General features: G+C 47.1%; 14 protein-coding genes. 6 read left to right on the top strand and 8 right to left on the bottom strand.

The annotated features are described in order from the left end of the window. Window positions 1-2: 2 nt before the first annotated feature. A complete protein-coding gene (locus GO493_RS09550; RefSeq protein ID WP_157305922.1) occupies window positions 3-983 on the top strand; it encodes a glycosyltransferase family 9 protein in 981 nt (326 codons plus the stop codon). Here GO493_RS09550 and GO493_RS09545 read toward each other — a convergent pair. The 6 genes from GO493_RS09545 to GO493_RS09520 all read right to left on the bottom strand — a co-directional run bounded on the left by GO493_RS09545 (window position 948) and on the right by GO493_RS09520 (window position 8,128). Next, complete coding sequence (locus GO493_RS09545) at window positions 948-2,060, bottom strand: glycosyltransferase family 9 protein (protein WP_157305921.1); 1,113 nt, start codon at window positions 2,058-2,060, stop codon at window positions 948-950. The two genes, GO493_RS09550 and GO493_RS09545, sit on opposite strands and share 36 nt — an antisense overlap. 2 nt (window positions 2,061-2,062) lie before the next feature. Continuing rightward, window positions 2,063-3,547 carry a D-glycero-beta-D-manno-heptose 1-phosphate adenylyltransferase gene (rfaE2, locus tag GO493_RS09540; protein ID WP_157305920.1) on the bottom strand — a complete coding sequence of 495 codons (1,485 nt, stop codon included), beginning with the start codon at window positions 3,545-3,547 and terminating at the stop codon, window positions 2,063-2,065. Next, window positions 3,507-4,118, bottom strand: coding sequence for a D-glycero-alpha-D-manno-heptose-1,7-bisphosphate 7-phosphatase (locus GO493_RS09535; protein WP_157305919.1), 612 nt, complete (start codon window positions 4,116-4,118; stop codon window positions 3,507-3,509). The genes rfaE2 and GO493_RS09535 overlap by 41 nt, the downstream gene beginning before the upstream one ends. Continuing rightward, on the bottom strand, window positions 4,096-5,349 hold the full coding sequence (locus tag GO493_RS09530) for a glycosyltransferase (protein ID WP_157305918.1): 1,254 nt from the start codon (window positions 5,347-5,349) through the stop codon (window positions 4,096-4,098). The genes GO493_RS09535 and GO493_RS09530 overlap by 23 nt, the downstream gene beginning before the upstream one ends. Before the next feature lie 26 nt (window positions 5,350-5,375). Further along, window positions 5,376-6,404: a glycosyltransferase gene (locus tag GO493_RS09525; protein WP_157305917.1), complete on the bottom strand. Its 1,029-nt coding sequence runs from the start codon at window positions 6,402-6,404 to the stop codon at window positions 5,376-5,378. 305 nt (window positions 6,405-6,709) lie between these two features. Further along, window positions 6,710-8,128, bottom strand: a complete 1,419-nt coding sequence (locus GO493_RS09520; RefSeq protein ID WP_157305916.1) for an MmgE/PrpD family protein — start codon at window positions 8,126-8,128, stop codon at window positions 6,710-6,712. A gap of 103 nt (window positions 8,129-8,231) precedes the next feature. Between GO493_RS09520 and GO493_RS09515 the strand changes: the two genes are divergently transcribed. After that, a complete protein-coding gene (locus GO493_RS09515; protein WP_157305915.1) occupies window positions 8,232-8,735 on the top strand; it encodes a CinA family protein in 504 nt (167 codons plus the stop codon). Between the two features lie 50 nt (window positions 8,736-8,785). Beyond that, on the top strand, window positions 8,786-9,004 hold the full coding sequence (locus tag GO493_RS09510; protein WP_157305914.1) for a hypothetical protein: 219 nt from the start codon (window positions 8,786-8,788) through the stop codon (window positions 9,002-9,004). 78 nt (window positions 9,005-9,082) lie between these two features. On the opposite strand, the gene GO493_RS09505 is transcribed toward GO493_RS09510, so the two are convergent. Both GO493_RS09505 and GO493_RS09500 read right to left on the bottom strand, forming a co-directional pair. Beyond that, entirely contained in the window at window positions 9,083-9,607 is a 525-nt protein-coding gene (locus tag GO493_RS09505) for a hypothetical protein (protein ID WP_157305913.1), read from the bottom strand. 204 nt (window positions 9,608-9,811) lie between these two features. After that, window positions 9,812-10,198, bottom strand: a complete 387-nt coding sequence (locus GO493_RS09500; RefSeq protein ID WP_157305912.1) for a response regulator — start codon at window positions 10,196-10,198, stop codon at window positions 9,812-9,814. A gap of 365 nt (window positions 10,199-10,563) precedes the next feature. Between GO493_RS09500 and GO493_RS09495 the strand changes: the two genes are divergently transcribed. From GO493_RS09495 to GO493_RS09485, 3 genes are read left to right on the top strand one after another with little or no spacing between them, the layout of a single operon-like run. Continuing rightward, on the top strand, window positions 10,564-10,968 hold the full coding sequence (locus GO493_RS09495) for a response regulator (protein WP_157305911.1): 405 nt from the start codon (window positions 10,564-10,566) through the stop codon (window positions 10,966-10,968). 18 nt (window positions 10,969-10,986) lie between these two features. Next, complete coding sequence (locus GO493_RS09490; RefSeq protein ID WP_157305910.1) at window positions 10,987-12,579, top strand: sensor histidine kinase; 1,593 nt, start codon at window positions 10,987-10,989, stop codon at window positions 12,577-12,579. Continuing rightward, window positions 12,576-13,301 (top strand): 4'-phosphopantetheinyl transferase family protein, encoded by a 726-nt coding sequence (locus GO493_RS09485; RefSeq protein WP_157305909.1) that lies wholly within the window; start codon window positions 12,576-12,578, stop codon window positions 13,299-13,301. Before GO493_RS09490 ends, GO493_RS09485 begins: the two co-directional genes overlap by 4 nt. The last annotated feature ends 120 nt before the right edge of the window (window positions 13,302-13,421 follow it).

Below are 13,421 nucleotides of genomic sequence, written 5' to 3'. Positions count from 1 at the left end.
CTATGAGTAAAGATATCCGCAAGATCGCTATCTTCCGCGCACTGCAGCTGGGAGATATGCTATGTACCGTCCCCGCGCTCCGCGCATTGCGAACAGCATTCCCGGAAGCGCATATCACCCTGCTGGGCCTGCCCTGGGCTGCCACATTTGTACAAAGGTATTCCCATTACCTGGACTCCTTTATACACTTCCCCGGCTATCCAGGCCTGCCCGAACAAAAACCGGACATAGCAAAGTTCCCCATATTCCTTGACGTGGTACAACAGGAACAATATGACCTTGTATTACAAATGCAGGGTAATGGCTCTATTGTAAACCCAATGGTAGCATTGTTTGGCGGAAGGTACACCGCCGGCTTCTGGAGGAAAGAAGACGGTTGCCCCGATGCAGGGCTCTTCCTCGAATACCCGGAAGATGTATCCGAAATTGAAAGACACCTGTTGCTCATGGAATACCTCGACATTCCCAGGCAGGGCACCGAACTGGAGTTTCCCATCACCGCACAGGATATGGCAGACTTTAACCGGATGGGACTGACCATAGACGCCCAGGAATATATCTGTGTACATCCGGGTTCAAGAGGTAGCTGGCGGCAGTGGCCCCCACACCTGTTTGCTGCCATGGCAGACGAGTTTGCAGAAAAAGGCTGGAAAATAGTGCTGACAGGTACGGCAGACGAACGTTCGCTGACAGAAGAAGTGGCAGGGCTTATGCGGCACGAATCAATTAATACCGCCGGACAAACAACATTAGGCAGCCTGGGCGTACTGGTAAAAAATGCCAGGGCATTACTCTCTAACTGTACCGGCGTTTCTCATATCGCCGCAGCTTTACAAACACCCAGTATAGTCATCAGCATGGACGGAGAACCCCTGCGCTGGGCGCCGCTAAACAAGAAATTACATTTTACGGTTGACTGGACCACCGAACCGGATTACGAGATAGTATTAAGACATGGGCTGAGGCTTCTTGAAACGACCTGAAGCCTGTGGCAGTAAAGCTCCTGTTTCCTCCAGTATATTGGCAGGAGAAGCAGGAGGCAGATCACTGCATGCCAGCGAACGGTAAACATACTTCACCACCTCATTCCTGCTTTGTAAAGAAGCCGGCACATCAAAATATAATACACCACTGTTAACCATCCACGGCGTATGCTGCGGATTGGTCATCGCATACAGCACCAGCACCGGTGTCTGTACAGCCGCCGCCAGGTGAACAGTCACAGTGTTGACAGAGATCACCATCACACTATATTTTATCAGCAGTATAAACTCTTCAAGGTCCAGCAATCCTCCCACAGAAAAGGCGCCCTCTCCTATTCCCTCAGCAATGTCCCTGCATTCTGAAATATTATTTTTCCCGGTGATAAGCAGCTGGCAATTATAAGCCGCAGCTATTTTACGGCCTGCAGAGATCCAGGCCTTTACCGGGTATTTCCTCTTCAGTTCAGATACATCCGTATGTAATACCATAAAAGGCTTCTCCGGATCAACACCCGCCTGTTCCAGTTGTTTCAGCATACCGGTACGGCGGTCTTTCTTTATACGTACGTATAACTGTTCCTGCGTGGCAACTGCCCCTACATTCGCCACAAGGTCAAGATCACGTCTTACCTGGTGTTTGATAATGTTGTATGGCTCTTCATCAGGTACCCAGTCCGTAAGCAGGTGATAAGGATTTTCCCGGCAATATGCCAGCCTGCGTGGAATACCCGCCACATACGCCAGCATAACAGAAGGCATAGGATTCTGACTGTACACAGTAAATATAACGGCTGCATCAAAATTCCCCTTCCTCAAACGCGCCGCCATCTTGTTAAAACTATCAGGAACAGGCGTTGTGGACGTCTGCACCCAGGGCGTATCAAAAATTATGGTATCGTCTATCTCCGGCATAAAATCCACAATACCGGCGCCCATAGAAGATACCAGCACAGTAATATGACAGTTGAAAGTTGTTTTCAGCGCCCTGATGGCCGGACCGCTCATCAGCAGGTCTCCCATATTGTCCGGACGTATACAAAGTATACGCCGGCAGTCTTTCCAGTTGGATGCACTCATACTTATAAACTACTTACTTTTAAAACCGGGTTTGTATAAATACGGCGGATAATAAGAGAAGTAGACCTGCCCTTTACCAATGGCAGCAATATCACCTCTCCTCCCAACTTTTCCACAATAGCTGCTTCTGGCAGGGACTCCCTGTTGTAATCTCCCCCTTTGACAAAGAAATGCGGTTTAACTAAGCGGATCAGCGATTCAGGTGTATCATTCTCCTTACTTCCAAAAGCCACAATATGCGTTACCACACCCAGCCCGGCCAGTACCTGCATCCTGTCAGACAGGCTGTTAATAGGCCTTTCCGGCCCTTTTAAACGCCTGATGCTGTCATCCGTATTGATACCCACGATCAGTACATCTCCCAGCTCTCCTGCCCTGTTTAAATAGCTTACATGCCCGCTGTGCAGGATGTCAAAACAGCCGTTGGTGAAAACGATCTTTTTCCCCTGGGCCCTGTACATATCACAAACACATTCCAGCTGCCGGAGATCACTGATGTACTTATCCTTCATAGAAAAATATGCCAGCAGCTCAGCATGTTTACAATATGCCGTATTACTTTTACCTATAGCCACAGCTGCTGCCGCACCTGCAATTTCCGCCGCTGTAGCAGGCGCTGCCCCCGCCAGACAGGCAAGCGTAAAGGCGCTGATATAGGTATCTCCCGCACCGGAAACATTAGGCTGCTTTACCTTCGGGGCCGCCATATGGCATAGCAGTTTATCCCCCGTAAAGATCAATGCCCCGTCTTCATCCAGCGTAAGCGCTGTTATAGCCGCACCTGTAGCAGCAAAAACTGCCGTTCCCTTTTCCTGCAGCTCGTGTACCCTGTTCACCGGCATATTCTCCACCTGCAGGAGCTGCATTATTTCAGGATAGTTAGGCTTTACCAGTGAAGGACGCAATTGCCTGAACTGTCCTAAATGCTTTGCATCTACAGCTATGAATTTCTTATAACGGCTGTTAAGTCTTTCCAGCGCTGAAATAACGGCAGGCGTAATAAGCCCTTTATTATAGTCAGCCACCACAATAGCATCATGCTGTAATACCTCTTCCTCCAGCAATGCGATCAGCTCCTGTTCACAGTTGGCATCCAGCGGCAGCTCCGTTCCTTCATCATAGCGTGTAAGCAGCTGCTGACCGGCAATTACCCTGGTCTTCACAATAGTGGCGCGGGTATTACAAACAATCACCTTATTGCGGATGCCCGCATCTTCCAGCAATGAAGCTGCCAGTTCCCCCGCATGATCACTTCCCATTATACCGGTAAACGTAACGTTTGCTCCCAGCTGCCGGAGATTGGCAGCAGTATTGGCGCCGCCACCCAGTACAGAAACACAGGAACTGATATCTACCACCGGCACCGGCGCCTCCGGGGTAAGCCGGGTACTGGCGCCTTTCAGATAAGTATCTATCATCAGGTCTCCTATCACAAGTACGGAAGACTTAGTAAAATCTTTGATCAGTGTCTGATATATGAGCTCCATACGATCTGTTTTTCCCTGAACAATTAATTATATATTCTGCTGCTTCCAGCATATTACCCGCTATAAATTCGGGCTTACGCAACGGAGAAAGGTCCCACTCCGTTTCATTACCATTATCTACCAGGATAGAACGGCATCCGCTCCTGTTCCCGGCTTCCACATCATTCAGAATGTCTCCCAGCATCCAGGAGCCTTCCAGGCTGATATGTAATTCCTCTGCCGCCCTGATCATCATACCCGGAGCTGGCTTCCTGCAGGAACATGTAATGGCATATCCGCTGACAACCCCCTCCAGGTCATGAGGACAATAAAAAAAACCATCCAGCTGCACCCCCTGCTCTGCCAGCAAAGCATCCACTTTCCTGATCACAGCAGACAACGCGCTTTCCGGGAAATACCCTTTTGCCACTCCCCCCTGGTTGGTAACCACCACCAGCACATAACCGCCATTCTGCAGCAACCGTAATGCTTCTCCCGCATATGGCTCCAGCTGTATATACTCCGGGTCAACATTCCAGGGAACATTCCTGACCAGCGTCCCGTCCTTATCAATAAAGATGGCTTTTCTCATACGGCAATACCTTTTGACGGCCACACACCTTTTCATACACAGCCAGCATCTGGCTTGCTACCAGCTCCCAGGTGAACATACGGTTCACCCGCCTTACAGCATTAACACCCATTTCTTCCAGTTGCTCAGGCGCCCTGAGCACGTTCCTGATAGTATGAGCCAGCATGCCCGGGTTCTTCGGGCTCACCAGTACGCCCGTTTGTCCGTCAGCCACACTGTATTTGATCCCCCCAACCATACTACCTATCACCGGGGTGCCGCATGCCATCGCTTCCAGCGGAGTAATACCGAAAGGTTCATACCACGGCGTGGTAATAAAAAGATCGGCCGCCGCATAGAAGAATTTAAGTTCCGCCCTGCTTTTCTGCCCTGTAAAGACAACCCTGTCTTCCACTTTCAGCCTTATTGCCAGCTCCTTCAGTCTTTCCAGCTCATTTACAGTATCTGTATCCCCGCCTACTATCAGCAATCGCATCTTAGTGGCTTTATGATTAAGCCTGGCAAATGCCTCTATCACATTGTCCACTCCCTTGCGCGGCACCATCCGTCCCAGTTGCAGCAACAGTATCTCATCTTCCGGCAACCCAAGTATCTCACGCGCTGTCCGTTTATTTACAGGATAGAACTCTTCTGTATTCACACCACACGGGATCACTGTGATCTTTTCCTCAGGCGCGTTATAATAATGAATAAGGTCTTCCCTGTCCTGCGGGCATTCGGCAATGATATTATCCGCCTTCCTGCATACGGCTTCTTCTATAGCTATCCTCTCCGGAGGAAAACGGTCGTTATCTCCCTGGTGCAGAAGGCGAATATGTCCCAGGGCATGGAAGGTGACCACGAAGGGGATCTGCAGTATGGCCTTTAGTTCCATCGCCACCAATGCCGACATAAAAAAGTTGGCGTGGATCAGGTCATAACTGATCCGCTGCTCATTCATGAAAGCCAGCATATCTTCCCGGAAAGCCGGCATATATTGAAGAAGTGTTTCCTTTGCAATTACTTTCGGCGGCCCCGCATCTATATGCACAATACGTATGCCTTCCGCCCACTCAATACAACGTTGAAGGTCAGGGTCTTCCCTGCGTGTAAAAAGATCAACGGCATATCCTGCTGCCGCCAGCTGTTTAGCCAGCTCTCCTACATAGACATTCTGTCCGCCGGCATCTGCCCCGCCTAATGCCGCCAAAGGAGAAGCATGCTCACTTATAAAAGCTATCCTCTTTATCATGGTCTTCCATATTAAATTAACGATCATCACTCTATACCTGCCCCTATCGTCGTTTTGCCGGATAGCTGGTCGGTAGTATATGTAAGCTCATTTAAACTCCCATTGCATGCTGCATGAAATAACCGCTCCCACTCCGCTGTGAAACGCTCTATATTAAAGCGTCTCATGGCTGTGCTCCTTGCCTGCTCTCCCATTTTTGCAGCCAGCTCAGGTTCATTGAGAAGAAGTTTCATTTTCTTTATGAGGTAGTTGATGTCAGTATGAATGAACCCATTCCTGCCATTCTCTATCACTGTTACCAGTTCCGTTGTTGCCAGTCCCACAACCGGCATCCCCAGCATCATAGCCTCACATACGGCCAGCGCCAGGCTGGTGTTCCTTACAGGATGAAAGTAAAAGCGGTATTTACTCATGAATGAAGACAACTGCGGATGCAGTACCTCTCCTATCCCGGCCTCTCCATTACCCATACCCGCAAGGTCCAATGGTATAACATCACGCACCTGCCGGAAAATGTCCCACCCCAATGCACGCCCCCGCTGCGCAAGATGATTAATAGCTATAATGCCTTTCGCAAGCTCGCCCGTGTAGGAAGCCTCCGGCATAGTAACCCCATGCTCTATCACTGTAACAGGTGTACGGTTGTTGTCCCACATCAGCCTGTTATAATGTGTAACATGCACCAGGCAAATGCGGCGGTCGTTCACAACATGACGGGTTGTAACCGGGTTCTTCGCAGGTGTGTTATGCTCCAGGTATATCCTCGGAAGCCTGCGCTGAGCAGGCGATAATATCTCGTACTGGTCTACCAGGTAGTCTTTGGTGGACTGGTAAAGAATACAGTCAAAATCAAAATCCTTCACCATCTTCACAGGGATCTCATGTACATTGCTCCCGAACGGGAAAGTCTTACCACGGCCATAATAACCGGGCGTACGTTGCTCATTGACAGGAATGTAGATATCAAAATTGCCTTGTGATAAATAATACAGATAGCTACCGTGTATGTGCCAAGTAAATATCTTCAGCCTGGGCTTGTGTTGCATTGTTGTCATATAAAAAAACGGGATTTACAATAGAAAAAATTCGCTGATCGTTTAGTCATAATATGCTCCTGATCTGATGCCGGCTATTATATGACAAGAAGCAAACCAAACGCCTTTACATCGAATAGGCTGATTTTTAATAAATTATTTGTAGCTACCTCAATCTGATATAAGATGCACAGTAGCAGCGGTTCTTTTAGCGGGCGCTGCTGGCGCGGGTTTCAGAGGAACATAAAATTTACGGTGTAACAAATATGTACACAGGTGAGCAGTCAGTTCTACACTTAATGTATTCTGTTCACATTTCAGTGAGATTATATACGTGCCAGCAAGGCAGTTAAAGCAGTTGCACTCTGTTTATCATATCCATCAATGACTCCAGCAATATCATCCTGCAACGCTGTACTGATAATACCTTCAGACAGACGCCTGAATTTTCCTTCCACATCTCCCCATGTAAGTGGCCGGGTAAAAAAGCCTTTATAATCATCGCATTTCTGTTCGTATTCCTTCCCGTTCTCCAGTGTAACAGTCACTTTTGCCGGCAACCGGTCAGGATACTCCTGGGTGTACGGATCAAGTACGTCCATAAGTTTATGAGGTGTCTTAACCGGTAACACAGTATGGACCTTTACCTTGTCCAGCAGCTCCTGTACGTCAGGCCGGCGTATACGCGCAGTAGCAAATTGTTCCGGCATCACCTCCCCGTCTATCAAAGCCACGGCTAGAATATAAGGCAGGCTGTGGTCCGCCTGTTCTTTTGTCTGCACCCTGTCCCTTGGCCCATATTTTCCTCCCCCCGTAATATGATAGGCAGTGGCAAAAGTAGTAAGGTCTATACTTTTTACTTCCCCGGGCAAAATGTTATGCTGCTGCCGGAGCATAAGCATCGCTTCAATAGCAGATTGTGTATGTACTTCCGCATTATAGCTTTTTAATACACATCTGCTTATCAGGGAAAAGTCTCCCCTCTCCTGGTTAAAAGCAGGCTTCATACCGGTCAGCTCCTTAAAACCTACAGAGCCTTCAAAGTAATTTACAGGACCTGTTACACCCTCTTTGGCCATCAGGAGTATCTGTGTGCAGGAACCCGTAACCAGCGAAGAGGCAAGCCCTTTCCATTCATAGGTATAGGATTGCCTGCTGCCTACAGACGCATTAAAGGTACAGGCCGCAATTCCCAACGCATGGGCCAGTTGTTCCGTATTCAGGGAAAACAGCTTGCCTGCCGCCGCAGTAACAGAACAGGCCAGTAACATAGTATGGTCAATCCCTTTCAGCATAACCGGCATGTCATTCACCAAACGGCATTGCAGCTGGTAAGCTACCGCCATGGCGCCCAGCACATCTCTCCCGCTGGCGCCCGTAACCTGTGCTGCTGCAAGTAAAGCGCCTATATTATCACTGGGGTGACAGGTGGCATCTTTAGCCAGGTAGTTATCCATGAAGTCAGGATACCGGATCAGTTGCGTATACCACTGGGCAGCCCTGTCTGCACCGGTTGTACCCAAAAGAGGCACCAGGCAACGGCCATTCTCCTGCAAAGCCCTATGCTGATGAAAACATTTCAGTATTGTATCCTGGCGTGACGCATAGATCATAGAAGCCACTGCATCCAGCAAATGCTTCTTCAACTGCGCCACTACAGAAGCATCCAGTTGACTGTAGGCAGAAAGTTTTGCAAATTCCGCCATTCTCCCGGTCAGGTGCTTCGCCTCAATATTCTCTTTCATAATATACTTTTAAGGATATGTGATCAACTTACATACCATCCCCCCTCCCCGCCTTTAACAGGCATACTAATTGATCTCATGATCATAGATAATACATTATGTTATGATGGACGATGGATACAATCTGAAAAAGATCAATAGTATTAAAGACGTACTGTTGCAACGCGAGCAAACACTTGCCGTCGCAGAAAGCGTAACGGCAGGACAACTGCAGGTGGCCTTTTCCCTGGCAGATAATGCAACACAGTTCTTCCAGGGTGGTATCACTGTTTATAACCTCGGACAAAAATCCAGGCACCTGCATATAGAACCTATCCAGGCAGAAAACGATAACTGTGTGTCGGAAAAGGTATCCCTGCAAATGGCCGTTCAGGTCTGTGAAATGTTCTCATCAGACTGGGGCATTGCCATTACAGGATACGCTTCTCCCGTACCGGAACTGGGCATTGAAAAACTGTATGCCTGTTATGCTATCTGCTTCAGAGGGGAATGTATTGTTAATGACACAGTACACACCAGACAGGAACACCCGCTCTCTGTCCGCACATTCTTTACAAATCACGTACTGGACCAGCTATATGGCATCTGTATACAACAGGAAGTATAAAAAGGCTGGAATAATGTTTGTGCCTTATAAATTAACTAAATCCCCTTGTTATGAAGCGCATGTCACTCGAAAAAGAAGACGTTCATGTAGACTATACCACAGAGAACATTCCTGACTCTGTTAAGAACTTCCGTCCCACCGTATTCCGGGATGGTGATGAATATTGCTGTATCCTCGGAACTGAAGAGGCCGTAGTCGGGACCGGAAACACCGTGGAAGAAGCAATGAATGACTGGGACCGTGCTTACCAGATGAAAGTACATAAATAGATAAGAGCTGGCCTGCGGCCAGCTCTTATCTATTTATCTCCGCTGACCACAGGCCAGCCTTATCTCCGTTAAATTTTCTTATGGCGTTCCTTCAGTAATATTATCATTATCACCCCCTCCCCTGCTATAAATATTATTCTCCTCATCCTCCGCACCTATATCCTCATTAGCATCATCCAATTCTGCCCCCGGAACATCCAGGTCGCCTCCTGATACATCCTCCCCAAATCCCGCTTCCTCCAGCTCTTCTCCTTCATCATCCCTGTTATCCAACGCAGCCTTCCGCAGGTTCTCCGCATCTTCCCCGGCAGTAACATTAGCACTGGTATCAAGGTCCTGCTGCTCTTCCTCTGATACATTCGTTTCATCGCTTGGTTCATCTGCATCATCCAGCACGCCGGCCCCCTCCTCATCGTCAGAAGAAAGTGTTACGTCCGCCAGCTCTCCCAATGGCGGCACATGTATGTGCTCCTGCCCCGGAATATCCTTTACATCAGGCAGCTCCATTTCAGTTTCTTCAGGACGCATTTTTTCCTCATCCTGCGGACTATCATGCAGGTCCTGTTCCTTTGCGCTGTTGATGCGCGTAAATGCTTTTACCATAATCTGTGAATATTAGTGTCAACGATTTCCTTTGTCTCTTGTTTTAGGCCCTGCCTGGAAAACGACATAAGCCACAGCAATGACTATTACAAAGAATAGCGCTATTAGTGGTACTAACATCTGTTGTAATTTAAACAGTGAGTAATACCATTAAGAGATCAAATAATCTGCCACTAAAAGCTGTTCAGCCGGGTGTAAATCGGATCAGGCGAATTGCAGATCCGAGAAAAGAGTCTTCAGGGTCCTGACAAGGTCTATTACGGTAAGCGTTTTCTGGATACAACCGTTAGCACCTATGCTTAATGCTTCTCTTGTCATAGCGGGATCTATGTAGGTGGAATAAAGAAGTATAGGAACTGTAGCAACGCCGGTTATTTTTTTGAGGCCGCGCATACAACTTATGCCGTTAATTCCAGGCATGTTGTAATCTACAAGGATCAGATCAGGAAGATCGCGTTTTACCATCTCATAGGCATTCTCTGCACCTCTCGCCCATTGGCATCTGCTATCTATTCCCGCCAGTTCAATTGCCTCTGATAAAATACTTATTTCATCCCGGTCGTCATCTACCAATAAAATGTTTCTTTGCATAATAAAACTTTTAAATGGTCCATCAAATCCATAAAGGCTATCAGCTGATGTAAATTATTGCATTCACATAAAGGCCAATCAGTACGAACAGCAAGAGAGGAAATGAGACGAGTAATTCAAAAAGATATATAACTTTGGTTAGTTATGTTTTTATGGTTATTACAACTAAGCTAATTTTTTTTCAGGGAAATAACAAATAAATTATACTAATGTCATTTTCAACCGGATCCACGTCAACCCCTTCTCTTTTACTTCCGGTAAATAGAATATTGCTACAATGCAGGCTGAGCCGTGATTATAATGCAAAACCTGTTTAACATTTTTTGTTATATTAGTGTTTTAACCGGACTAAAACCCAGCCACAAATGAAAGCTGCGTTTACATGCTTATTAATTGACGACGACATAGACGACCAGGAAATCTTCCAGCTGGCATTAGAGGAAGTTAACACACCCGTTACCTGCAATACCGCTTCAAGATGTACAGAAGCACTGGAGCTGTTATCATCGGAAACTATACCTGACTTTATCTTCCTGGACCTGAATATGCCAGGCATGGACGGCAAGGAGTTTCTGAGAGAGATCAAGAAGGATGAAAAATTATCGCAGATCCCCGTTGTGATCTATTCTACCTCTTCTGATCCGAAAGATCTGCGTATTACAAGAGAACTGGGAGCATTTGACTACATTATCAAACAATCCAGTATTGTATCATTGAGAAAAATACTGGAAAGGTTTTTCAACAGGCAGCAGATCAACAATTCCAATTAAATATTAAATAAAACAGACATGACGGGCGAAAACTTTGTGGGTGACATTGACATGTCTGCCAGCTTCACTGACCATAAAAAGGAAGAAGAACAGTTAGCTAAACTGGCGGCTATCGTACAGTCGTCAGAAGATGCCATTGTCAGCAAAACGCTTACAGGTATCGTTACCAGCTGGAATAACGCTGCAGAGAGGATGTTTGGCTATACTGCCGAAGAAATGATAGGTCAGCCTATTACACGTATCATTCCTGCTGAAAGACTTGAAGAAGAACCCATCATCCTTGGGAAAATAGCCAGGGGCGAACGGGTAGAACATTTTGAAACCAAACGGGTACGTAAAGATGGTATATTACTGGACATTTCCCTGACCATCTCTCCTGTAAAAGACCGCTCAGGTAACATCATAGGCGTTTCAAAAATAGCCAGGAACATTACCGAACAAAAGAAAGCCGCCATGCAGATCAGGGAACGGGAAGAACTGTTCCGCATGGCTGTAGAATCCACCCGCCTTGGCAGCTGGGAATATTCCCTTTCTACACAAAGGTTCGTATGGTCTGAAGAAAGCAGGAATATCTGGGGGCTCCCGGCCGATCTTCTCATTGATCGTCACCTCCTGGAAAATATGATACATCCTGAAGACAGGGACCATCTGCTTACTTATATCAGGCAAGCCCTGATCGATGCCGATGGCAGTAATTACATGATAGAATTCCGTATCAGCAGGTTCCTCGACGGGGAGTTATGCTGGATAAAACTGCAGGGAAAGTGTTTTTACGGATCCGGAAATTATGAAAGCCGCTTTATCGGTACTATGCTGGACATCACCGAAGAAAAACAGGCTAAAGAAGAAATGGAAAAAACCATCCGGCAACGTACACAGGAATTACTGAAGATCAATGAACGGCTGGAGAAATCCAACCTTGCACTGGAACAGTTTGCCTACATTGCCAGCCATGACCTGCAGGAGCCGCTCCGTAAGATCCGCACTTTTTCAGAACTGATCAGGGAACATCTTGACGATCCTCAGAAAGTAGAACATTATTTCAGCAAAATATCTGCATCAGCAGAACGAATGTCCCGCCTCATTACCGGCATATTAAATTATTCCCGCTTATCCCAGCTCGATCCCTTTCAGAAAACAGATCTCGGCAACGTTTTAAAAAGTGTGCTGCAGGAATACGACCTGCTCATAGAACAGAAAAATGCAGTCGTGAAGTGCGGACAGCTGCCAGCTATAATGGGTATCCGCTCACAACTGGAACAACTGTTCAGGAACCTTATCGGTAATTCATTGAAGTTCTGTAACAAGGCGCCCGAAATAAATATTACAGCGGCAATAGCCACCCCTGAATCTCTGCCCGCCTCATTACAGCCCTCCAGTCAGAAATTTACAGCCATTACCCTGCAGGATAACGGGATAGGCTTTGAACAACGGTATGCAGAACAGATCTTTCATATCTTTAAGCGGCTGGATACCGGTAGTCAGTATGTTGGTACCGGCATCGGACTGGCATTGTGCAAGAAGATAGTGGAGAATCACATGGGAGCTATTACTGCGCTGGGCAGGAAAGGTGAAGGAGCTATATTTGTCATTTATCTGCCGTGTACATGAAAAAAGGAAAGATAAGTCTGCAAAGAGAGAACAGTCTGCACCACGCCGGCTATTGCATTATCCGGGAAAAACTGCCTGCACTGGCAGACTATATGCCAATGCTTCACCCCGAAGAACAGGCGCACTATAATACTTTCCGTTTCGATAAACGCAGAAGTACCTACCTGCTGGGCCGTATTGCAGCCAAACAGGCTATCCATGCCCTGACCAGCCAGGACAACCTGCACAATATTGCCATCGGCTCAGGCGTATTCCAGTTTCCTGTTGTGAAATACAATCCACAGGGAAACCTGCAGGTCTGCATATCCCATTGCGATGAACTGGGCATCGCCCTCTCCTACCCGGAAGAACATCCGCTGGGCATCGATATAGAAATACCGGACAGCTCCAATGTTACTGCCTTAAAAGAACAGCTCACAGAAGCAGAGATATTGCTGGCCTCAGCACAGACATTACCCGAAGCAACAGGATTTACCATGGCATGGACCATTAAAGAGGCATTGTCTAAAATATTGCGCACCGGGCTCACAATAGATCTCAAACTGCTGGAAATAAAATCCCTTCAAAAACAGGACGGGGTATACGTAAGTGAGTTCAGACACCTTATACAGTATAAAGCCGTTTCCTGTATAGCAGGAGACTATATCTGTACAGTAGTTATGCCAGGCAAGACCACTACAGACCTACGGCAGTTCTGGGAAGATCTGAGAAAAATAGTTTAGAGCTTGATTTTTTTAGCGGATAATTTATTTCGCTCAAATTCATCACAGCCGGCCGCAGGCCCCCACTTAAAAAATAAGGGTTTCGCCTTTGGCAAAACCCTCATTTTTTGAGCTATTTCT

This window comes from Chitinophaga tropicalis (genome assembly GCF_009758205.1).
Taxonomy (GTDB): domain Bacteria; phylum Bacteroidota; class Bacteroidia; order Chitinophagales; family Chitinophagaceae; genus Chitinophaga; species Chitinophaga tropicalis.
Note: the sequence above shows the minus strand (reverse complement) of the source record. Positions and strands in the feature narration are given on the sequence as shown.